Consider the following 23,965-nt stretch of genomic DNA (forward strand, 5'->3'; position numbering starts at 1 on the left):
CTTGTTATGATAACTATTAATTTCTGCGCTAAAGAAAAGGGCTTATAAATGCACGAAGGTGTGATGAAGGCATGGCTAGAATCTTCACATTTAAACGGCGGCAACGTTGCTTATGTAGAAGAGCTTTATGAAGCGTATTTAGACGATGCGACTTCTGTGCCAGATGAATGGCGAGAAGTGTTCGAACAATTACCTAAAGTTGATGGTGTGGATGTTGAAGTAAAACATTCAGAAGTTCGAACGCAGTTTGCACAGCTTGCAAAAAACAAGCATAGAGAAGTAGTGGTAGCAGAGGGTAGTGGCGGTGACCTTAAACAGGTTAAAGTTCTACAACTTATTAATGCTTTCCGTTTTCGTGGACACCAAAATGCAAACCTAGATCCATTAGGTATTTGGCAACGAGAGCGTGTACGAGATTTAGAGCTAGAGTACCACGACTTATCTTCAAGTGATTTTGACCGCGAGTTTAACGTAGGATCGTTTGCCGTAGGCCGCGATACTATGCCTTTAGGTGAACTATACCAAGCACTAAAAACTACATATTGTGGTTCAATTGGCGCTGAGTATATGCACATCACATCAACAGAGGAAAAGCGTTGGTTACAACAGCGCTTAGAATCTGTCCAGTCTAGGCCAAAATTCGAAAAAGACGAAAAGCTGCGTATCCTAAAAGGATTAACTGCTGCTGACGGACTTGAAAAATATTTAGGGGCTAAGTTCCCAGGTGCTAAGCGTTTCTCACTTGAAGGTGGCGATGCGTTAGTTCCAATGTTAAAAGAGCTTATTCACCGCGCTGGTGAAAGCGGCCAACAAGAAGCTGTTATTGGTATGGCTCACCGTGGTCGTTTAAATGTTCTTGTAAATGTACTTGGTAAAAATCCATCAGAGTTATTTGATGAGTTTGCTGGTAAACATAAAGAAACATTAAGTTCTGGCGATGTTAAATACCACATGGGTTATTCATCTGACTTTGCTACTAAAGGTGGCAATGTTCATATGGCGCTTGCGTTTAACCCGTCTCATCTTGAAATTGTAAACCCAGTTGTTATGGGCTCAGTACGTGCTCGTCTTGACCGCTTAGGTGACAGTTCTGGTATTAAAGCTTTACCAATTACAATTCATGGTGATTCTGCGGTTACAGGCCAAGGTGTTGTACAAGAAACGTTTAACTTATCACAAACTAACGCGTTTAGTTGTGGTGGTAGTATCCGTATTGTTGTAAATAACCAAGTTGGTTTTACTACATCTAAACAAGACGATGTACGCTCTACAGATTACTGTACTGACATTGCTAAAATGGTTCAGTCACCTATCTTCCATGTTAACTCTGATGACCCTGAAGCAGTTGCATTTGTTACTCAAATTGCACTTGATTTCAGAAACCAGTTTAAACGTGACGTAGTAATCGATTTAGTATGTTACCGTCGCCATGGTCACAATGAAGCTGATGAGCCTAATGCAACTCAGCCTGTTATGTACCAAAAAATTAAAAAGCACCCAGTTCCACGTTTAATATACGCAGACCAACTTATAGCTGAAGGCTCTTTTTCTGAACAAGAAATAAAAGCACTTGCTGATGAGTACCGTAATGCATTAGACGAAGGCAACTGTGTTGTTTCAGAAATACAACCAGAGACATCGCATTCTTCAGATTGGGCAAAGTATGTTGGCCATGAATGGGATGTTGATTACGATGCCAGCGTACCTGTTGAAGAGCTCAAAGCACTCGGTGAGAAAATCGCTTCTTACCCAGAGCAATATAAAGCACAGTCACGCGTTAAAAAGATTTACGATGATCGTAAATTAATGGCTTCTGGTGAGAAACCTCTAGATTGGGGTATGGCAGAAACACTTGCTTATGCAACAATCGCAACTGAAGGCACTGACATTCGTTTAACTGGTCAGGATTCAGGGCGTGGCACATTCTTCCATCGTCATGCTGTTGTTCATAGTCAATCAGACGGCGCTACTTATACACCTCTACAGCACTTAAGCGAAGATCAAGGTACTTTTGAAGTATTTGACTCTGTTTTATCTGAAGAAGCAGTTGTTGCTTTTGAATACGGTTATGCAACTGCAGAGCCTACTTCATTAGTGCTTTGGGAAGCACAGTTTGGTGATTTCGCCAACGGTGCACAGGTTGTATTTGACCAATTCCTAAGTTCTGGTGAGCAAAAATGGGGCCGTTTATGTGGTCTTACAATTTTGTTACCACATGGCTACGAAGGACAAGGTCCAGAACATAGTTCAGCTCGCTTAGAGCGTTTCCTACAACTATGTGCTGATCACAACATGCAAGTATGTGTTCCATCTACTCCTGCACAAGTTTACGCTATGCTTCGTCGTCAATCAGTTCGACCACTACGTCGTCCGTTGATTGTTATGACGCCTAAGTCGTTGCTTCGTCATCCTCTTGCAACTTCATCGCTTGAAGAGCTATCGCATGGTGTTTTCCATAATATGATCGACGAAGTTGATGATATTAACCCTGAGAAAGTTGAACGCGTTGTATTTTGTAGTGGTAAAGTTTATTACGAACTATTACAAGAGCGTCGTAAGCTTGAGCAAGATAATATTGCTATAGTTCGTGTTGAGCAGTTATATCCGTTCCCACATGACGAAATGCAAACAATTATGGAGCGTTACCAACACGTAACTGATTTTGTATGGTGTCAAGAAGAGCCACAAAACCAAGGTGCATGGTACTGTTCACAACATCACTTTATTGATGCAATCCCACAAGGTGCTAAATTAAAATATGCAGGACGTAAAGCGTCTGCATCACCAGCGTGTGGTTACATGTCAGTACATACTAAAGAACAACAAGCGCTCGTTGCCGACGCGCTTACTATAGAAAATAAAGGATAAGCAATGAGCACAGAAATTAAAGTTCCTGTTCTTCCTGAGTCGGTTGCAGATGCTACCGTTGCTACATGGCATGTAAGTGTTGGCGACAAAGTAACTCGCGATCAAAACTTAGTAGACATTGAAACAGATAAAGTGGTTTTAGAAGTTGTTGCACAGCATGACGGTGTAATTACAGAAATATCACAAGAAGAAGGTGCAACCGTACTTGGCGATCAAGTTATGGGTTTACTTGGTGATGCTGATGCAGCGCCAGCAAGTGAAGGTTCATCTAAAGAAGAATCAGCACCAGCTAAATCAGAAGACGCGCCAGCGGCGCAATCAGCACCAGCATCAGAAGGTAAAGAAGTGGACATTAAAGTACCTGTACTTCCAGAATCAGTTGCAGACGCAACAATTGCTACATGGCATGTACAACCAGGTGACGCAGTAACACGCGACCAAAACTTGGTAGATATTGAAACAGATAAAGTTGTTCTTGAAGTAGTAGCTCAAGAAGATGGCATCATGGGTGATATCATTCACAACGAAGGCGATACTGTACTAGGCGAGCAAGTAATTGGTTCGGTTAAAGCAGGCGGTGCACCAGCGGCTCCAGCTGCAAAAGCAGACGAAACGCCAGCAGCAGATTCTAGCGAAAGTTCAGATGTGTTAACACCATCAGTTCGTCGTTTAATTGCTGAGAAAGGCTTAGACGCTTCTAAAATTAACGGCACGGGTAAAAATGGCCGCGTAACTAAAGAAGACGTTGATACTTTCTTAAAAGCACCAGCGCCAGCGGCTAAAAAAGCAGAAGCTTCTGCTCCTGCAGCACCGATGGGCGATCGTACTCAAAAACGTGTTCCTATGACTCGCCTGCGTAAAACGATTGCTACACGTCTTCTTGAAGCTAAAAATTCAACTGCAATGTTAACAACATTCAACGAAGTGAACATGGAACCAATCATGAGCCTTCGTAAGCAGTACCAAGAAGTATTTGAAAAGCGTCATGGCATTCGTTTAGGTTTCATGTCTTTCTACGTGAAAGCGGTAACTGAAGCACTTAAACGCTTCCCAGATGTTAATGCATCAATTGATGGTGACGATATTGTTTACCATAACTATTTTGATATCAGCATTGCAGTATCTACTCCACGTGGTCTAGTTACTCCAGTACTTAAAGATTGTGACAAACTATCTGTTGCTGAAATCGAAAAGGGTATTCGTGAATTAGCACTTAAAGGTCGTGATGGTAAGCTAACGCTTGCAGATATGACCGGTGGTAATTTCACTATTACTAATGGCGGCGTATTTGGTTCATTACTATCTACACCTATCATTAACTTGCCACAGTCTTCAATTTTGGGTATGCATAAAATCCAAGACCGTCCGATGGCTGTAAATGGTAAAGTAGAAATACTTCCTATGATGTATTTAGCTCTTTCTTATGACCACCGTATCATTGATGGTAAAGAATCAGTTGGTTTCTTAGTGACTATTAAAGAGTTACTTGAAGATCCAACTCGCTTATTGCTAGATGTTTAATCTAGTTGTATGAAATGTAAGCTGTGAATGAACATTCACAGCTTTTTTTTTGCGCCTTTGGTCTTACTGGGGTTTTCATGTTAAGCCTTGGGATCTATACTAGGTGCGCAATTTGGGGTAGTTGTTTATTTGAAAAAATATTCAGCTCTTTTAGTATAAAAAATTGGATAAAGCATCATGAATTTGCATGAGTATCAGGCAAAACAACTTTTTGCCGAATATGGTTTACCAGTTTCTCAGGGTTTCGCTTGCGATACACCTGAAGAAGCTGCAGCAGCTGCTGAAAAAATCGGCGGTGATATGTGGGTTGTTAAAACTCAGGTTCACGCAGGTGGACGTGGTAAAGCTGGCGGTGTAAAGCTAGTAAAAACTATCGACGAAGTAAAAGCGTTTGCAGCTAACTGGTTGGGTAAAAACCTAGTTACTTACCAAACAGACGAGAAAGGTCAGCCAGTAGCTAAAATTTTAGTTGAAAGCTGTACTGACATTGCTAACGAATTGTACCTAGGTGCAGTAGTTGACCGTGCATCTCGCAAAGTAGTTTTCATGGCGTCTACTGAAGGCGGCGTTGAAATTGAAACTGTTGCAGAAGAAACACCAGAGCTTATCCACAAAGCTGAAATTGATCCATTAGTGGGTCCTCAAGCTTACCAAGCACGTGAACTAGGCTTCAAATTGGGTCTTAACCCAGTACAAATGAAGCAGTTTGTTAAGATCTTTATGGGTCTTGGTAACATGTTTACTGATTTTGATTTCGCACTACTTGAGATCAACCCGTTAGTAATTACAGACGAAGGTAACCTTCACTGTCTTGACGGAAAAATCGGTATTGATGGTAATGCACTTTACCGTCAACCTAAAATCCGTGAGTTCCACGATCCATCTCAAGAAGATGCACGTGAAGCACACGCAGCAAGCTTCGAGCTTAACTACGTTGCTCTAGATGGCAATGTTGGTTGTATGGTTAACGGTGCAGGCCTAGCAATGGGTACTATGGACATCGTAAACCTACACGGCGGAAAACCGGCTAACTTCCTAGATGTTGGCGGCGGCGCGACTAAAGAACGTGTTTCTGAAGCATTCAAAATCATCCTTTCTGACGATAATGTTAAAGCTGTTTTAGTAAACATCTTTGGCGGTATCGTACGTTGTGACATGATTGCTGAAGGTATCATTGGCGCAGTTAAAGAAGTTGGCGTAAATGTACCTGTAGTTGTACGTTTAGAAGGTACTAATGCTGAATTAGGTCGTGAAGTTCTTAAGAACTCAGGTCTAGATATCATTGCTGCTGAATCACTAACAGACGCTGCTGAGAAAGTTGTTGCTGCTGCGGAGGGCAAATAATGTCTGTATTAATCAATAAAGATACAAAAGTTATCTGTCAAGGTTTCACTGGTGGCCAAGGTACTTTCCACTCAGAGCAAGCGCTTGAGTACGGTACACAAATGGTTGGTGGTGTAAGCCCAGGTAAAGGCGGTCAAACGCATCTTGGTCTTCCTGTATTCAACACAGTTCGTGATGCTGTTCAAGAAACTGGCGCAACTGCTTCAGTTATCTACGTACCAGCTCCTTTCTGTAAAGATGCAATCTTAGAAGCTATCGATGCTGGCATCGAGCTGATTGTTTGTATCACTGAAGGTATCCCTACGCTTGATATGGTTGACGTTAAAGTTAAACTAGATCAAACAGGTACTCGTATGATTGGTCCTAACTGTCCAGGTGTTATTACTCCTGGTGAGACTAAGATTGGTATCATGCCTGGTCACATCCACAAACCTGGTAAAGTAGGTATTGTTTCTCGCTCTGGTACTTTAACGTACGAAGCGGTTAAGCAAACTACTGATGCTGGTTTTGGTCAGTCTACGTGTGTTGGTATTGGTGGTGATCCAATCCCAGGTACTAACTTTATCGACGTTTTAGAAATGTTCGAAAAAGATCCACAAACTGAAGCAATCGTAATGATTGGTGAAATTGGTGGAACTGCAGAAGAAGAAGCTGCAGAGTACATCAAAGCTAACGTAACTAAACCTGTAGTATCTTACATTGCTGGTGTTACTGCACCAGAAGGTAAGCGTATGGGTCACGCTGGCGCAATCATCGCAGGCGGTAAAGGTACTGCTGATGAGAAATTTGCTGCATTAGAAGCTGCGGGCGTAAAAACTGTACGTTCACTTGCTGAAATCGGTAAAGCACTTAAAGAGAAAACAGGCTGGTAATTGCTTGTTTCCTCTGAAAAGGCCCGCTTATGCGGGCCTTTTTGTTATTGAGGTAAATTTAGAACGGATAACTAATATGCTGAAAAAAGCGTACAGTCAAATCTTGTCGTTGTTTATTTATAGCCAGCTCGTTACATAATGCATGAATTGTTTTCTCTACTTGGTTCATAAAGCGGCCATAACCAATTTCATGTTTATCCTGCTGCGTTGCGACAATAACAAAATGTAGTGTTTCTACTAATTTTGTTGCTTCATAAAAATACTTAATTTGATTTTCATTTGATTCAACATCAAAACTCAACTTTTGTAACTCTGCATTACCTTCATTTTTATCTATTTTACTGTTTCGGACAATGGGTATTGCGCCATTAGCTACCATTGCACCGTGTGTTAGTTTGTTTTGTTCACATGCGCGTTTAAAACTATCTGCAAAGTAATCATAAAACTTTTCCACATCGTTATTGTTCACCATTGTTTGAAACTGTGTTTTGATGGCCCGAGAAATCGCAATGGTAAATGTTGCGTAAGTCATTTCAGCATAGTCACTAGGAATATTACATTGCCTTGATTGATAACGAGGGTAGAGGCTTCTGAGTTTATATCCATAACTCTCTTTATTTCCCTTATCTTTAGCAAATAAATCGTAAGTTAGATGTTGGTGATCGCGAAGTTTAAATTGGGGCTGATTTATAAATAACTGTTCTTGGAGTAAGTTTAATACTTTTTGCACTCTATTGTGAAACAAAGCTGAGTTTGCACGTAAGTCTTCACCCGTGGCTAAAAACAAGAAACGTATTTTCTTGCTTTTTATATCTGGTGAGTAATAAATTTTATGTGCCTCGTGATAACGAGGGTTATAAAAAAACAACATCTGCTTGTCGGTTTCTAATTGATATGACTCATCATGAAAGCGTACAACCGGTAGTTTATCGTTTGCTAATAAATGTACATTATGCAGTTCATACTCATCACAACATGCAAATAATTGACGCGCAATACGCTCATAGCAACAGTTTATAGTGCTAAAGCTATTATAAAATGCTTCATTAGGTATTATTTCAGCCAATAAATAGTGGTTAGCGCGTGCATTAGTTGGAATATATACACGGTGTTGATTAAGTGTCGCCATCTTAGAATCCTTATAAAGTAGGTTATTTAGCTACTATAATTGGCTTTGATGACCTAAATGTTGCGTTAAAACAAATTTTATTCATAAACAATTGAACAAGTGGATTAAAGTTAATCAATATCTAAAATAAACCTTAATCTATTGCTGTATGTTATTGTATGTTTTTGTAATAATGCATTAGTTTTGTTATTACGTAATATTTAGAGGATCACACTCCTATGGCGGAAATTGAGAATCGCCCAAGTAACTTTATTAGAACCCGAATTGATGAAGACTTAGCAAGTGGCAAACATGCGACAACGCATACACGTTTTCCACCTGAGCCAAATGGTTTTTTACATATTGGCCATGCCAAATCAATTTGTTTGAATTTTGGTATCGCAAAAGACTACAACGGTTTATGTAACCTACGTTTTGACGATACAAACCCTGAAAAAGAAGACATTAACTACGTTAACTCTATTAAAGAGGATGTACAGTGGTTAGGCTTTAATTGGGATGGCGACATAAAGTATTCTTCTAACTATTTTGATACTTTATATGGTTACGCAGTAGAGCTTATTGAAAAAGGCTTAGCGTACGTTTGTTTTTTAACTGCAGACGAAGCACGACAGTACCGCGGTACATTAAAAGAGCCAGGTAAAAACAGTCCTTATAGAGATACTTCAGTTGAAGAAAACCTAGCGTTATTTGAAAAAATGCGCGCTGGCGAATTCAAAGAAGGTGAATGTGTACTGCGTGCTAAAATTGATATGGCAAGCTCATTTATGGTGCTTCGCGATCCAATTATTTACCGTGTACGTTTTGCTCATCATCACCAAACAGCAGACAAGTGGTGCATTTACCCAATGTATGACTTCACTCACTGTATTTCTGATGCGCTTGAAGGTATTACACATTCATTATGTACATTAGAGTTTCAAGATAACCGTCGTTTATACGACTGGGTACTTGATAACATTAGTTTAGAGTGTCACCCACAGCAAATTGAGTTTTCGCGCTTAAATCTTGAATACACTATTATGTCAAAGCGTAAGCTAAATGATTTAGTAGTAAATAACTATGTAGAAGGGTGGGATGACCCTCGTATGCCTACTATTGCAGGTTTACGTCGTCGTGGTTATACACCAGGTTCAATTCGTGAATTTTGTTTGCGTATTGGTGTAACAAAACAAGAGAATATGGTTGAAATGGGCATGCTTGAAGCCTGTATCCGTGAAGACTTAAACGAAAATGCACCACGTGCAATGGCTGTACTCGATCCTGTTAAAATCGTTATTGAAAACTACGATGCAGATAAAGTTGAAACTTTATCAGTGGCTAATCACCCAAATAAAGAAGAAATGGGGCGTCGTGATGTTCCATTTACTCGTGAAATCTATATTGAACGAGAAGACTTTAAAGAAGAAGCGAATAACAAATTCAAACGTTTAGTACTTGATAAAGAAGTACGCTTACGTGGTGCTTATGTTATTAAAGCGCAGCGTGTTGAAAAAGACGAAAATGGCGAAATCACAACTATCTTCTGTACTTACGACAGCGAAACACTTGGTAAAAACCCAAGTGATGGTCGTAAAGTAAAAGGTGTTATTCATTGGGTTTCAGCACCAGAGTCTATTAGTGCAGAAGTTCGTTTATACGACCGCTTGTTTAGCGTACCAAATCCAGCAGCTGCAGAGGAATTTGAAACTACGCTAAACCCGGAGTCACTGGTTGTTTTACCTAATGCTAAATTAGAACCATCGCTTGCTAATTCACAAGCAGAGCAGGGCTTTCAGTTTGAGCGTACAGGTTATTTCTCTCGTGATTCTAAATCAGAGAACGTTGTATTTAATCAAACCGTGGGTCTTCGCGATTCATGGTCTAAAACTCAATAAGTAATATCTAAAAAACCTGAACTCTGGATAATAAATCTATCTCGAGCAGCTATTTTCAGCGCTAACTGCGTTGAATTTACTTGCAATAGGCCAGCTATTGACGCGTGAATTCGCCTTGTTTTCACTTAAAATCTCTGGCTAGAGAAAATAAATTTGTATATCACCATGATTCAATACGTTGGTAAATCTCTTAACCAGAGTTCAGGTTTAGTATCCCCAGGATTTACTGGGTATATTTATTACTATTGTCTTTTAGGCACAAAAAAACCTGCACTTAGCAGGTTTTTTTATTGCTTTTAAAAGCGATATTAGCTGTTAGCGTCGCTAAATTCTTTACACGCTGCTTTATCATTACACTCACCGTATAAATACAAAGAATGGTTTGTAAGAGTAATACCATTTTCTTCAGCAATTTCTAGTTGACGACGCTCAATCATGTCATCTTCAAACTCTACTACTTTGCCACATTTCAAACATACTAAATGATCGTGGTGAGTGCTTCCAGAAAGTTCAAATACTGATTTTCCGCCTTCAAAGTGATGACGGCTTACAATACCCGCATCATCAAATTGGTTAAGTACGCGGTATACAGTTGCAAGACCAATTTCTTCACCTAGATCCAAAAGAATTTTGTAAACATCTTCAGCACTGATGTGTTGGTTATCTGGAGATTGTAAAATCTCTAATATTTTAATACGCGGTAAAGTTACTTTTAAACCGGCTTTTTTAAGTTCCAAGTTATGATCAGTCATTAAATCTGTCTCAATTTTATTTGGTTATACTAGACATCTTGCAAAGATGTACACGACACATTAGCAACAAACAGGATAACGTGCCTAAGCGTTAAGTGCAAAGAACAATTGATTTATATTGCCTCTAAAGCTTAAAACGCTAACTGTTTGATAATTATTTAAACAGCTAGCGATATATGCAGTAAATTAGTCAGCTAATTCACTTAAACACATTTCTTCATATACTTGAGCAGACCATGCTTTAACACGTTGTTCTGTAAGCTCTGGTTGACGGTCTTCGTCGATACCCAAACCTACAAAGTGCTTATCATCAGCCATTCCTTTAGACGCTTCAAAGTCATAGCTTTCACTTGGCCAATGGCCCACAACAATAGCGCCACGTTCAGTAACAATATCGTTGATCATGCCCATTGCATCTAAAAAGTACTCAGCGTAATCTTCTTGGTCACCACAACCAAAAATAGCAACAAGTTTACCTTCAAAGTCTACTTCCTCAAGTTCTGGGAAAAAGTCATCCCAGTCACATTGAGCTTCACCGTAGTACCAAGTAGGGATACCGAATAAGATTAAATCAAATTCAGCAATCTCTTCTTTGGAGCTTTTTGCAATATCATGAACAGCCACTAGCTTTTTACCCAATTCTTTTTGGATCATTTTTGCTACGTGTTCTGTGTTACCTGTGTCACTTCCGAAAAAAATGCCTACACTTGCCATGGATTTAAAACCTTTTATGTATCAATAGCCAATCTTTCTTGTAAAATCGTTTCAATCAGCGCACTGCGGCTAATATTTTGTGCATCTGCCATATCACTCAATGCTTGATATAACTGCGATGAAACTTTAAATTCAACACGCTTTAAACCACGTGCTTTATCTCTTTTTATTTGATTACGTTTATTTACCTTTAACTGCATATCCCGAGAAAGGGGATTGGTTTTAGGTCTGCCTGGGCGTTTTTCGTATTCAAATAAATCGAGTGTAGTTCTATCTGTTTCTGACTTCGCCATGCTTAACCTACACCTGCGCCTTGCCAAAATACTTGAATAAGCCCTTTAGCAATAAAGCCTGAACAACCTAAAAAGAGCACGCCCCAAACAATGTATTGTCCGAACTTTGGTACATTGCCACTTTTTAGTACGTCTTTAATTGCCATGCCGATGAATATGAAAATACCGGCTAAGCCAAAATACAACCCTAGGGTATCAAATTCGTTAATTAACTGACTGACCATCAACGTATAACCTTTAAATTAAACGGCGCGTACTATAGCATATAAATATTCATATATTTAGTGCGCTGAATCAAAAACACGCGATTAAAATTGCTTTAAACCGCAGTTAAAAAGTCATTTATCGCTTTATTAACAGCAAGAGGCTTTTGAGCATGAAGCCAATGACCTGCGCCATGAATAATTTTAGCCTTGGTGTTTTTAAAGCGTGCTGTAATTGCAGTACGATGCTCGGGCAATATATAGTCAGAATCATTACCTTTAATGAAAAGAGTATCGCATAAACAAGAATTGTTTTCATTAACATTGGATGTGATTGTCGAATATTTTTCATCAAGCACATTTAGGTTAAATCGCCATGCAAAATGACCTTCTTCATTTTTAGCGAGGCTTTTAAGTAAAAATTGTCGAACTCCAAGCTCTTCGATAAAAGGCTGCATAATTGCATCAGCTTGCTTTCTATCATCTATTGACTGCGTTGAAACTGCTTTTAATGCTTGTAATATTTTTGTGTGGCGAGCAGGGTAACTAACAGGTGCGATATCAAGTACAACCAATTTATTTACCAGTTCAGGGTGTGTTAGTGCTAATTCCATTGCGACTTTCCCACCCATAGAATGTCCAACTAAATGAGCTTTATCTATGTTTAAATGTGCTAATAACTCGACAATATCTTGAGCCATTGCAGGGTAGTTCATTTCATCACTATGAGGAGAAAGCCCGTGGTTGCGTAAATCAACGTTAATAACATTAAAGTGTTCACTTAATGGTTTTGCGATTACATTTAGGTTTTCTAATGATCCAAAAAGTCCGTGGATCAAGATAACATTAGGGCCTTGCCCTTGTTGCTTGTAATTTAACTGCATACACGCCTCCTGAAAATTTCGCCATAGTTTGCCGAGCATTGCTCTAAAAAGCAAAAAATACAGCGACTATTTATTAAATTGGGCTTTTGTTTGTTAAATCAACAACAATCAAGTAAATATTAATATGTTTACGGGAGTGCTTGTTGTAACTCGCATTTCTGATTGGTTTGGGTATAATCACACGGGAGAAAAAAATGTGACCCGTAATGACAGGAAGAACATGAAACAAATCGACATAGACGACGAGTTATATCAGTATATTGCAAGCAATACGCAAAGTATTGGTGAAAGTGCATCCACTATTTTACGTCGTTTATTAAATCTGAGCGGCGAAAAAATTCAAACCGCAAACGTAGAACTAACTCAAAATAATCAAACTGCGACTACGTCTACCGCCACATTAAAAAGCTCAGAGCCACCTGCTGCTGAGACTTCAAAAAAACAAACGCCTGTAGCTCACGCACCCGTGAAGCAAAAAAGCGATAATGTTTTTAATGTATTAAATAAAGAAGAGCTGGCAATGCAAAAGGGTGTTGTTGGGCGCTTTTTGTTTATTTTAAGTGCATTTTACCGCACACATAAAACTGATTTTTCGGCTGTACTAGATATAAAAGGGCGTGACCGTGTTTACTTTGCTACTAGTAAAGAAGCCTTAGTAAATAGCGGTAGTAGTATGAACCCTAAAAACATAACTGATAGTGAATATTGGGTTATGACAAATTCTAATACAACGCGTAAAAAAATGATGCTTCATGAAGTTGCTCTTTGCCTTGGATATAGTGCAGAGCAAGCTGAAAAAATTCGCGATTACCTGTAAGGAAATATAATGGCTATTCACTCAGGCGCAGGCAAAACTGCTCCACAATCAGCACTGGTTAACGTACCTAAATTAGTATCTGCGTATTACTTAAACGAACCTGATCTTGAACAAAATCCAGAGCATTGTGTTGCTTTTGGTACATCAGGCCACCGTGGTTGTTCTTACGATGTTAAATTTAACGAGTCACACATTTTAGCGATTACTCAGGCTATTTGTGATTATAGAAAACAAAATGATATTTTTGGTCCGTTATTTTTAGGTAAAGACACACACGCACTGAGTGAGGCTGCATTTAATTCAGCTATTGAAGTTTTAGTTGCTAACGAAGTGCAAGTGATAACGCAAGAAAACGGTGACTTTACACCAACGCCAGTTATCAGCCACGCCATAGTTAGCCATAACAAGCTACACCCAAATGAGCTTGCAGACGGGATTGTTGTTACGCCTTCGCATAACCCTCCTGAAGATGGTGGCTTTAAATACAACCCACCTAATGGCGGACCTGCTGATACCGACGTTACTAAATGGATTGAAGACAGAGCAAATCAACTTTTATTAGAAGACTTGGTTGAAGTTGAGTTATTCCCATTCGCTAAAGCTTCACGTTCAGGCTTTATCCGCTACGAAGATTTAATGACTCCTTATATTGATGATTTAGCAAATATCGTTAATTTAAAAGCCATTAGCGATGCAGGTATCAAAATTGGTATCGATCCACTAGGTGGTTCAGGTATTAATTTTTGGCCTGTTATTGCTAAAAAATATAATTTAGATTTAACCGTCGTTAATGATGTTGTTGACCCACGTTTTGCTTTTATGCCACTTGATAAAGATGGCAAAATTCGTATGGATTGTTCATCACCTTATTCAATGGCGAACCTTATTGCATTAAAAGATGATTTTGATGTGTCTATTGGTAACGACCCTGACTACGATCGCCACGGTATTGTAACGCCAGATGGTTTAATGAATCCAAACCACTTTTTAGCAGTGGCAATTGATTACTTACTTAAACACCGTGATTGGAATGAAACAGTAGAGATTGGTAAAACACTGGTTTCTAGCTCTATGATCGATAAAGTAGCAGCGCGCAATAATCGTAAAGTAAAAGAAGTACCCGTAGGCTTTAAATGGTTTGTTGAGGGCTTAAGCAAAGGCAAGCTTGCATTTGGTGGCGAAGAAAGCGCAGGCGCTGCATTTTTACGTTTTGATGGCTCTGTATGGTGTACAGATAAAGACGGCTTTATTATGGGACTACTTGCTGCAGAAATACTTGCAGTAACAGGTAAAACTCCATCAGCGCTATATAAAGAACTAGAACAAGAGTTTGGTTCTCCAATTTATAAACGCCTTGATGCACCGGCCTCAAGCGGCCAAAAGTCACGTTTAAAAGCATTGAGTGCTTCTGATGTTAAAGCAGATACACTTGCTGGCGAACCTATTTTGCAAAAACTGACTCATGCACCAGGTAACGATGCGGCAATTGGTGGTTTAAAAGTGGTCACTGAAAATGGCTGGTTTGCAGCGCGTCCATCAGGTACTGAAGATATTTATAAAATATACCTTGAATCATTTAAAGGTGAAGAGCATTTAGCGTTACTTGAAAAAGAAGCTAAAAAGTTAGTCGATTCTGTGATCAGCTAACACTGCTTAAACTATTTTAAAACGGCTGATTTATTCAGCCGTTTTTGTTTCTATACCTTTACCTTGTGCATATATATGCATAAGAGTTTACTCTCACATTATTTTTAAAGGGCTTATTACATGTCAGCCAATCCATCTTACTTAAATGAATTAAAACAAACAGGCGATTTTTTAACGCTTAGCCGTAATAACGAATGGCATTTAGATGCAGGTGAATTTGTTTTAGATAATGGAACTTGTGTAAATATACACGATACCGGTGTAATTGAGTTTCAACCTGCTGTCAAAACAAGCAAAGATGTAATTTATTCAAGCGCTGTACACGGTAACGAAACTGCGCCAATTGAAATTTGTGATGCGCTCATTAAACAAATTATAAAAGGTGAGCTAGTCCTTAAACAGCGTGTTTTATTTATTTATGGTAATCCACAATCAATTAATATTGGCCTGCGTTTTGTAGAAGAAAACTTAAATAGATTATTTAATGGTCACCATACAGTTGAAGGTGTACCAATGAATAATGAACGAAACCGCGCTGCAAAGCTTGAGCAATACGTAAGTGACTTTTATGCCCGTGGCCAGCAAGGCAGTAGCCGATGTCATTACGACTTACACACTGCAATTAGAGGCTCTAAAAACGAAAAATTTGCTGTGTATCCATTTTTACATGGTAAGCCATGGAAAAAGTCACAGTTACAATTTTTATTGAGCTGTGGTGTAAATACCGTACTTATGATGAAATCACCCGCAACAACGTTTAGCTATTATTCGTCGTTTGTTCATGGTGCGGACTCGTTTACGGTAGAGCTGGGTCAGGTTAAGCCATTTGGCCAAAATGATATGGCCCGCTTTGAAAAAACAAAGCAAACATTAACTGCATTAATTAGCCAAAATGAAGTTAAATACCCTGATTTTAATGCAAGTGAGTTTGAGTTATTTGCAGTGCACCGCACAATTAATAGAACGCAGGATGATTTTAGTTTCCCTTTTTCTGATGATGCTGAGAACTTTACTGGCTTTGCGAAAGGTGAACTACTTGCAACCGACGGTGATACAGCGATTTACGCTGACGTTGAAGGTGAGGCTATTATATTTCCAAATGCGAGCGTAGCATTAGGCCAAAGAGCACTGCTTACCGTTATTCCAATGGATATTGATAGCAATTTCGTCTAATTAAACTCATCAGACCACTGGTGACTTCAAGTTAACTATATGATTACTATTAATTAAAGTAACCGTATCGTTAACTTGCCACTTATTTAACCTGTATTTGCTTTTGTTTCGTCCCAGATGTGTTGAATAACACTTTACGTTAACGTAAAGTGTTGGCAGCTTTAATTAAAGATAGTGCAGATGTTGCAAAGTTTAACCAGCAACAATCACCCACAATAATAATTTAAAGGGGCACTGTTTTACCGACAACAAAAGAAGGTAGGTTATGAGTAATCCAAATAACGTATCGCTGAATATTAACCACGCGCTTGAATTTATTGATGGCCAAGCACTTAATATTCCAACCCTTAGTATTTTAACTGAGGACGGCGACATTCATCCTAGTGCAACCGCACCTGATATTTCAAAACATACCGCTATTAAGTTATATGAAACAATGCGTTTTATACGTTTGTTAGATGAACGTATGCAAGGCGCGCAGCGCCAAGGTCGTGTTAGTTTTTATATGCAATGCCTAGGCGAAGAAGCCGCAGTTACAGCCTCTTCTGCTGCACTTGATCAAGACGATATGATCATGGCGCAATATCGTGAGCAAGCTGCACTGCATTATCGTGGCTTTACGCTTGATCAATTTATGAACCAAATGTTCTCAAATGAATTGGATTTAGGTAAAGGTCGCCAAATGCCAATCCATTATGGCTCTAAAGCGCTAAACTACATGACGATTTCATCGCCACTGGGTACGCAAATACCACAGGCCACAGGTTATGCATATGGTCAAAAAATAAAGCATATCGACGCTAAAACAGGTGAGCTTGCAAGTACAATTGATAACGTGACTATTTGTTACTTTGGCGAAGGTGCTGCATCAGAAGGTGACTTTCATGCGGGCTTAAATATGGCGGCTGTTCACAGAGCGCCGGTTATATTTTTTGCACGTAATAACGGCTATGCCATATCTACCCCTGCTGATGAACAGTTTAAAGGCGATGGTATTGCGTCGCGTGGTGTAGGTTATGGTATTAAAACAATTCGTGTTGATGGCACAGATGCACTTGCAGTGTATGCAGCGACTAAAAAAGCACGCGAAATAGCCTCAACACAAGGTGAGCCTGTGCTTATTGAATCGATTGCTTATCGATTAGGCGCGCATTCTACATCAGACGATCCCAGTGGTTATCGCTCTAAAGATGAAGAGGCAAATAATCAAATCTGTCCTATTGATAAATTTAGAAAATGGTTGGTTAAGCAAGATTGGTTAAACGAAGAGGACGACATAAAAGCAAAAGAGTCGATTCGTGAAGAAATTTTAGCAGCGCTTAAGCGTGCTGAAGTTGTTGCCAAGCCTGCTTTAGAAGAATTGGTATCTGACGTTTACGATACTCCAATTCCCTTATTGCAACGCCAGTACGAGCAATTAAAAGATCATATAAAACAGCATCCAGATGCTTACCCAGTAACCGCAGGGAGAATTAAGTAATGGCTAAAATGAACATGCTCCACGCAATTAACTCTGCCCTCGATATTACGATGAACGAACACCCTCAAGCCTGTATTTTTGGCGAAGATGTTGGTTACTTCGGCGGTGTATTTAGAGCAACATCAGGTTTGCAAGAAAAGTACGGTAAGCATCGCGTTTTTAATACGCCTTTAACCGAACAAGGTATTTTAGGCTTTGCTAATGGCTTAGCGGCTTTTGGTGCGCCTGCATTGGCAGAAATTCAATTTGCTGATTATATATTCCCAGCGTTCGATCAAATAGTAAATGAAGCCGCTAAATTTCGTTATCGCAGTGGTAATGAATTTAATGTTGGTAACTTAACTATTCGTACGCCTTATGGCGGTGGTATTGCTGGTGGCTTATACCACTCGCAATCACCCGAAGCTTATTTTGCACATACACCGGGCTTGAAAGTGGTTGTACCGCGTAACCCTTATCAAGCTAAGGGGTTATTACGTGCCTCTATTAAAGATGATAACCCTGTCATATTTTTTGAGCCTAAGCGTTTATATCGTGCATCAACAGGCGAAGTGCCAGAAGAAGATTATAGTATTGAATTAGGCACGGCTGAAGTAGTACAAGAGGGTACCGATATTACGCTTTTAGCGTGGGGTGCTCAAATGGAGATTATTGAAGAGGCAGCACAGCAAGCAAACGAGCAAGGTATAAGCTGTGAAGTTATTGACCTTCGTAGTATTTTACCATGGGATGTTGAAACGATTGCTAAATCGGTTATTAAAACCGGTCGTTTAATCGTGAGCCATGAAGCGCCTATAACTAATGGCTTTGGTGCCGAAATAGCAGCAACAATACAACAAGCGTGTTTCTTGCATTTAGAGTCGCCAATTTTACGTGTATGTGGTCTAGATACACCATACCCGTTGGCACTTGAAAAAGAATACGTACCGGATGCACTAAAAGTGTTGGCTGCAATTAAACAATCAATGGATTTTTAGGGGTTACCATGGCGAAAGATTTTATATTACCCGATATTGGTGAAGGCATTGTTGAATGCGAAGTAGTTGAATGGCTAGTACAAGAAGGCGATACCGTATCTGAGGATCAGCCAATTTGTGATGTGATGACAGACAAAGCATTAGTACAAATTCCGGCAGTGCATGATGGTATTATTACAAAGCTATATTATCAAAAAGGTGAAATTGCTAAAGTACATGCGCCTTTATTTGCTATGGATGTAACTGGTGATAGTACTAGTAATGAAGTAGTCGAAGAGCCAGTTCAAGCTGAAAATAAAACTAATAACAATGCATCTGATGTAGTTGAGGACTTTATACTACCAGATATTGGTGAAGGTATTGTTGAGTGTGAGATTGTTGATTGGTTAGTTGCTGAAGGCGACGAAATAGAAGAAGACCAAGCGGTTTGTGATGTAATGACCGACAAAGCATTAGTACAAATTCCGGCAAAATATACAGGCACAGTAAAAAAACTATATTACCAAAAAGGTGAAATAGCAAAAGTACATAGCCCGTTGTTTCAAATGACAATTGCAGGCAGTGCAGTAAAGCCAAATGTTGATATAAACCAAGCGGTCGTAAAGGCTCAAACTAATGCCGTCGCTGAAAAAGTTGCCTCTGTTAAAACGCAGCAAGCTGCAAAGGTTATCAATCAAAAAGCGGTTGCGTCGCCTGCAGTTCGTCGTAAAGCACGTGAACTTGATGTTGATTTAACGTGCGTACCAGGTAGTGGAAAAAATGGACGTATTTACAAGCAAGATATTGAAGAGTTTGTAAAAGGCGAAGTGCCAAATACTATTGATACTTCACCGCTTAATAGCGATGCTTCTCAAAGTGCAGTACAAAACCAAACACAGAATCAAAGCGGTGGTGTACGAGTAGAGCAAATTAAAGGCATTAAAGCGGCCATGGCCAAGCAAATGGTGGCATCGGTTTCAACTATTCCGCACTTTACGTTTAGTGATGAAATAGACTTAACACAGCTTATAGCTTTGCGCAGCTCCTTAAAAGAGCAGTACAAAGCACAAGGCGTAAAGCTCACCATGATGCCATTTTTTGTAAAAGCACTCTCGCTAGCAATGAAAGAGTACCCTGTACTTAATTCAAAAGTGAACGATGATTGCTCAGAGCTTACCTATTATAACGATCATAATATTGGTATAGCGGTTGATTCAAAAATTGGCTTGTTAGTGCCTAATATTAAGTCGTGCCAGAGTAAGAGTATTGTTGATGTGGCTAATGATTTAACCCGCTTAACTCACTCAGCGCGAGAAGGGCGTGTTGCACCTGATGATTTAAAAGGTGGGACAATTAGTATCTCTAACATTGGTGCGATTGGCGGCACTATTGCGACCCCTATAATTAATAAACCAGAAGTAGCTATTGTTGCATTGGGTAAACTGCAGCACTTACCGCGTTTTGATGAAAGTGGCCAAGTTGTGAGTAAAGCGATAATGCAAGTGAGTTGGTCTGGCGATCATCGTGTTATTGATGGCGGCACTATTGCACGCTTTAATAACCTATGGAAATCGTACTTAGAAAATCCTTCGGCAATGATGATGGCAATGAGTTAATAATATAATTGTTTAAACCTAGGGCGTGTTGATCTTTGGTGATTGAATTTGCAGCAGTATGTTTGGTTTTTAGGCAAGGCAGAGCCTATGAAGTGTGGTTACTCCCCATAAGTAGGCGATAACGCAGCATAAATGCCAAACATGCGCTGCCCTTCGGGTTTTGCCTAGGGGCGATAAACTCTTTGTTGCTCGGTTTTTACTTAGCCCACTAGGTTACAAACCTCGCGCCGCGATTTAATCGCCCCTAGATTGAACAAATTTCAATCCGCAAAGGTCAACACGCCCTAATAAAAAAACCAGCAATTTGCTGGTTTTTTGTTTTAAATGAGTCTGTTTTTATTTAAGATACAAGTGTTACTAAAAAGTAATAAAGTTAACCCCGTTAGGGAATATAAAAAATAACACTAAGGAAATTTCATGGAACATTATATGAACGCGTTGCGTAGCTACGCAGATTTTTCAGGCCGTAATCGTCGTAAAGCATTTTGGATGTTTATGCTAATTAATATTATTTTTTCGCTTTTAACAAGTGTTATAGATGGTATTACAAACACAATGTTCGTAAGCTCAATATATAGCTTAGCTTTATTGATCCCTCAATTGAGTGCGGGTGCACGTCGTTTACACGACACAGGCCGTTCAGGATGGTGGCAGCTACTTTGGTTAGTGCCAGTAATTGGTTGGATTGTTTTAATTGTTTTCCTTGCGCAAGATTCGCACGAAGGTGAGAACGATTATGGCCCAAATCCAAAAGAACTAGCTGCAGAGCCTGCAGCCGTATAAATAAAATAAGTTAACATCCTAAAAGCTCAGCAATAGCTGAGCTTTTTTGTTTATGGCAATTTTAACTTAAAAAGTAAAGGCCATAGCCAACGGCCAAAGCAGGAATAGATGTATACACAGTCGCAATTACAGCCGCTTTAGGTGCCATTGCAATTGCAGGAAATAACGCATCACCATCGTTAGATATTGCATTAGCAGTTAATGCGCTAAATGGAATGATCCCCTGAATATATAACGTAGTAACAATTATTTGCGGACCACAACCGGGTAAAAAACCAATCACCACAGCAATAAGTGGCGCCAAATAAGCATAATGTGCAAACCAGTTTTTTAAATCAAGCCCTGCAATATTTACTAAAAGCTCAAACAACATAAACGATGCCACTACCCATGCGGTCACAAAGTGTGTGTCTTGAAGTACTTTAATAATTTTAGAAGGTGGATTACATTCATCGTCTTCTGAGGTTACTTCTTTATAGCTTTCACCTTTAGAAGAATACGCCCATATAGTTACAGTAAATAACGCCATTGCAGCACCAAAAATACTAATACTTGTGCCTGTGTATTTTCCAAATTGATCAAAGTCGACATTAAATGCAATTAAAAAAGCAATAATGAGGCTTGGAATAATAGCGAACATCCAAACGGGTTTGCTTATTTTAATTATACGAGTTGGCAATACTTTAACTTGGTGTTTTTGTTCTTGCTTTGTTGGGCGTAAAAAGTCTTTTGCATGTAGGGCATTTACTATAACACCACAAAGCGTGCCTACGACTAAGCCAATGGCCATTATGGTTAAACCTTCAGTAGGGCGAGTGGCAAGGAGTAAAAATGCGGCATCTCCCATTGTAGCTGTTAAAACAGCAACAATGGCCCCAAAACTTGCTTGGCCTTTTGTAAACTGGGTAACCACTATTATTGCACCACCACATCCAGGAAGGGCACCTAAAACGGCAGCAAAAAATATTTCTAATACCGGCGATTTAGCACTTAAATAACTAAGCTCTAATTGAGGTAAATGCTCTATGGCGTAGTAATAAATTAATAATGTTGCAGCAACAAATACGCTAACTTGAAAAAAAGCATCACTTAGTGCTGTTATTGTAATTTCACGAAGTGATGGCACAGCTAAGCATACCAGCAAAAAAAGTGGTAATAATAAACGTTTATTTTGGCTAACAAAGCGTTTAGAAGCGGGCGTAATAAATCCTATTTGAGAGAGTAAAATCATACAGTGTTACCAATTAAATAAACTTAGTAACACTGTATATTTTAATTAAATGATAATCAATATCATTTGCATCTATTTAAATCGATTACTCTCTTTGAGTTTTTCGATGTTAAACCAATGCTACTTACGTTGAAATTCTGAGTTTGCATTCCACGTTGGCCATTGCTCTTGCTCCGAAATATCAAAGCCTACTTTATAAAACAATTGTAAGTCTTGAACAGCACCCGATAAATCCCATTCGTCACGGTAACGATCACATGGTTGATGATAACAACCGCGAAGTACTAAACTCATGCGTTTACGGTAATTAGCTGTCTCTTCATCAGCAGCCACAGTACCACCGCCTGCATACATTGCCGGAATACCCATATTTGCAAATGCAAAGTGATCAGAGCGGTAATAGCCACCAGATGATGGTTTAGGATCGCCTGATATTGTTCTGCCTTGCTCTTTAGCTGCAGTTGCTAAAAACTCATCCATTTGTGACTTACCAATACCAACCACATTCATGTCTTTTACTTTGCCTAATAAATTTAAGCTATCCATGTTTATGTTAGCGACTGTTTTATTAGCTGCAATCACTGGGTTAGCTGCATAGTATTTAGAACCTAGTAAGCCTTGCTCTTCAGCCGTAACTGCTAAAAATGTCATTGAGCGGCTAGGGTGCTTTGGTAATTTAGTAAAGGCTTCAGCTACTTCAATAAGCCCAGCTGTACCCGTTGCGTTGTCGTGAGCACCGTTGTAAATTTGATCGCCTTTACGTGTTTTATCTGTACCTAAGTGATCCCAATGCGCTGAGTAAATAACATGCTCATCTGGTTGCTCGCTTCCTGGTAACGTAGCGATAAAGTTATACGACACTGATTTTTTAATTGTATTTTTAACATTAACAGAAGCAGTTAAATCGCCCATATCAACATAGTAAGCACCTTTAGCTGCGTTTTCTTTCGCAGTCTCAAAATCTAATCCTGCTTTAGTAAAAAGCTCTTTTGCTACGTCAGTTGTAACCCAGCCTTCAACGGCAACGCGGTCCATATTGTTGTTTTCTTTTTGAAAACCAAACTGCTCGCCACTCCACGAATTTTCAACAACCGACCATGGGTATGACGCAGGTGCTGTTTCATGAATAATAATTGCACCTGCAGCACCTTGTCGACTTGCTTCTTCATATTTGTATGTCCAACGACCGTAATAGGTCATTGCATCGCCAGTAAATAAAGCAGGGTCTTTTGTTGCAAAGCCCGGATCGTTAACAAGCATTACAACCGTTTTGCCCTTAACGTCTAACCCTTCGTAATCATTCCAATTGTATTCAGGGGCATTAACGCCGTAGCCCACAAATACAAGTTCAGAATTTTCTATGCCTTCTTGTGCGCTAATGCGGCTGCTACCCATAACCATGTCTTTTTTATATTGATAGTCTTTACCACCAATACTAAGCACCATGTTCGAATCAGCTTCTAAAGAAACCAATGGGACTTCTTGTAAGTAACTGTCGCCATTACCAGGTTCTAAACCTAAAGCTTTAAACTGCGCAGTTAAATAATCAAGCGTTAGCTTTTCGCCAGGTGATGAAGGAGCACGGCCACCAAACTCATCCGATGCGAGTACTTTTACATGTTTAGCCAGTTCATCAGCTTGAATACTGTTATAACCATTTGTTACATCAGTAGGGGTAATACTTGTTGTTGCGCAACCTGCTAAAACAGCAGTAGCGAGGAGTGAGAGAGAGAAATAATGTTTCATGTCAGCTCTTTTTTTGTTTTAAGTTGTGATTAGTATATTAACTTCTATTAAGCAGAACC

General features: G+C 39.4%; 20 protein-coding genes. 12 read left to right on the forward strand and 8 right to left on the reverse strand.

What is annotated here, in order from left to right:
- Positions 1-48: 48 nt before the first annotated feature.
- The 4 genes from sucA to sucD all read left to right on the forward strand — a co-directional run bounded on the left by sucA (position 49) and on the right by sucD (position 6,605).
- A complete protein-coding gene (gene sucA, locus GQR53_RS06260; RefSeq protein WP_033021680.1) occupies positions 49-2,868 on the forward strand; it encodes a 2-oxoglutarate dehydrogenase E1 component in 2,820 nt (939 codons plus the stop codon).
- A 3-nt stretch (positions 2,869-2,871) separates the two neighbouring features.
- Positions 2,872-4,389, forward strand: a complete 1,518-nt coding sequence (gene odhB / locus GQR53_RS06265) for a 2-oxoglutarate dehydrogenase complex dihydrolipoyllysine-residue succinyltransferase (RefSeq protein ID WP_039487977.1) — start codon at positions 2,872-2,874, stop codon at positions 4,387-4,389.
- 177 nt (positions 4,390-4,566) lie between these two features.
- Complete coding sequence (gene sucC / locus GQR53_RS06270; protein ID WP_002961809.1) at positions 4,567-5,733, forward strand: ADP-forming succinate--CoA ligase subunit beta; 1,167 nt, start codon at positions 4,567-4,569, stop codon at positions 5,731-5,733.
- Entirely contained in the window at positions 5,733-6,605 is an 873-nt protein-coding gene (gene sucD, locus GQR53_RS06275; protein WP_002961811.1) for a succinate--CoA ligase subunit alpha, read from the forward strand. The genes sucC and sucD overlap by 1 nt, the downstream gene beginning before the upstream one ends.
- A gap of 58 nt (positions 6,606-6,663) precedes the next feature.
- Here sucD and GQR53_RS06280 read toward each other — a convergent pair whose 3' ends face one another.
- Entirely contained in the window at positions 6,664-7,734 is a 1,071-nt protein-coding gene (locus GQR53_RS06280; protein WP_165743210.1) for a DUF3083 family protein, read from the reverse strand.
- Positions 7,735-7,952: 218 nt separating this feature from the next.
- Between GQR53_RS06280 and glnS the strand changes: the two genes are divergently transcribed.
- Positions 7,953-9,611, forward strand: coding sequence for a glutamine--tRNA ligase (glnS, locus tag GQR53_RS06285; RefSeq protein ID WP_024596870.1), 1,659 nt, complete (start codon positions 7,953-7,955; stop codon positions 9,609-9,611).
- Positions 9,612-9,919: 308 nt separating this feature from the next.
- Here the strand turns inward: glnS and fur are convergent, their stop codons facing one another.
- From fur to GQR53_RS06310, 5 genes are all read right to left on the reverse strand, one after another.
- A complete protein-coding gene (gene fur / locus GQR53_RS06290) occupies positions 9,920-10,363 on the reverse strand; it encodes a ferric iron uptake transcriptional regulator (RefSeq protein WP_002962922.1) in 444 nt (147 codons plus the stop codon).
- 186 nt (positions 10,364-10,549) lie between these two features.
- Positions 10,550-11,077 carry a flavodoxin FldA gene (gene fldA, locus GQR53_RS06295; RefSeq protein ID WP_007586856.1) on the reverse strand — a complete coding sequence of 176 codons (528 nt, stop codon included), beginning with the start codon at positions 11,075-11,077 and terminating at the stop codon, positions 10,550-10,552.
- A gap of 14 nt (positions 11,078-11,091) precedes the next feature.
- Positions 11,092-11,370, reverse strand: coding sequence for a LexA regulated protein (gene ybfE / locus GQR53_RS06300; protein WP_002962928.1), 279 nt, complete (start codon positions 11,368-11,370; stop codon positions 11,092-11,094).
- Between the two features lie 2 nt (positions 11,371-11,372).
- On the reverse strand, positions 11,373-11,594 hold the full coding sequence (locus tag GQR53_RS06305; RefSeq protein ID WP_002962930.1) for a DUF2788 domain-containing protein: 222 nt from the start codon (positions 11,592-11,594) through the stop codon (positions 11,373-11,375).
- A gap of 95 nt (positions 11,595-11,689) precedes the next feature.
- Entirely contained in the window at positions 11,690-12,457 is a 768-nt protein-coding gene (locus GQR53_RS06310; RefSeq protein WP_138489112.1) for an alpha/beta fold hydrolase, read from the reverse strand.
- Between the two features lie 220 nt (positions 12,458-12,677).
- Between GQR53_RS06310 and seqA the strand changes: the two genes are divergently transcribed.
- From seqA to GQR53_RS06345, 7 genes are all read left to right on the forward strand, one after another.
- The gene (gene seqA / locus GQR53_RS06315) at positions 12,678-13,274 is read left to right on the forward strand and encodes a replication initiation negative regulator SeqA (protein WP_039487971.1); all 597 of its coding nucleotides are present in this window, start codon (positions 12,678-12,680) and stop codon (positions 13,272-13,274) included.
- A 9-nt stretch (positions 13,275-13,283) separates the two neighbouring features.
- Complete coding sequence (pgm, locus tag GQR53_RS06320; protein WP_002962933.1) at positions 13,284-14,921, forward strand: phosphoglucomutase (alpha-D-glucose-1,6-bisphosphate-dependent); 1,638 nt, start codon at positions 13,284-13,286, stop codon at positions 14,919-14,921.
- A 120-nt stretch (positions 14,922-15,041) separates the two neighbouring features.
- A complete protein-coding gene (gene astE / locus GQR53_RS06325; RefSeq protein WP_149602584.1) occupies positions 15,042-16,094 on the forward strand; it encodes a succinylglutamate desuccinylase in 1,053 nt (350 codons plus the stop codon).
- Positions 16,095-16,359: 265 nt separating this feature from the next.
- On the forward strand, positions 16,360-17,574 hold the full coding sequence (locus tag GQR53_RS06330; RefSeq protein WP_165743213.1) for a thiamine pyrophosphate-dependent dehydrogenase E1 component subunit alpha: 1,215 nt from the start codon (positions 16,360-16,362) through the stop codon (positions 17,572-17,574).
- A complete protein-coding gene (locus GQR53_RS06335) occupies positions 17,574-18,551 on the forward strand; it encodes a transketolase C-terminal domain-containing protein (protein ID WP_165743214.1) in 978 nt (325 codons plus the stop codon). The genes GQR53_RS06330 and GQR53_RS06335 overlap by 1 nt, the downstream gene beginning before the upstream one ends.
- 8 nt (positions 18,552-18,559) lie before the next feature.
- Complete coding sequence (locus tag GQR53_RS06340; protein WP_165743215.1) at positions 18,560-20,146, forward strand: dihydrolipoyllysine-residue acetyltransferase; 1,587 nt, start codon at positions 18,560-18,562, stop codon at positions 20,144-20,146.
- A gap of 417 nt (positions 20,147-20,563) precedes the next feature.
- A complete protein-coding gene (locus GQR53_RS06345) occupies positions 20,564-20,929 on the forward strand; it encodes a DUF805 domain-containing protein (RefSeq protein WP_165743216.1) in 366 nt (121 codons plus the stop codon).
- A 61-nt stretch (positions 20,930-20,990) separates the two neighbouring features.
- Here the strand turns inward: GQR53_RS06345 and GQR53_RS06350 are convergent, their stop codons facing one another.
- The gene (locus tag GQR53_RS06350) at positions 20,991-22,160 is read right to left on the reverse strand and encodes a putative manganese transporter (RefSeq protein WP_165743217.1); all 1,170 of its coding nucleotides are present in this window, start codon (positions 22,158-22,160) and stop codon (positions 20,991-20,993) included.
- Between the two features lie 120 nt (positions 22,161-22,280).
- Positions 22,281-23,906, reverse strand: a complete 1,626-nt coding sequence (locus GQR53_RS06355) for a M28 family metallopeptidase (RefSeq protein ID WP_165743218.1) — start codon at positions 23,904-23,906, stop codon at positions 22,281-22,283.
- Between the last annotated feature and the right edge of the window lie 59 nt (positions 23,907-23,965).

The sequence above is a fragment of the Pseudoalteromonas sp. Z9A6 genome (assembly GCF_011378805.1).
GTDB classification, from domain to species: Bacteria; Pseudomonadota; Gammaproteobacteria; order Enterobacterales; family Alteromonadaceae; genus Pseudoalteromonas; species Pseudoalteromonas distincta.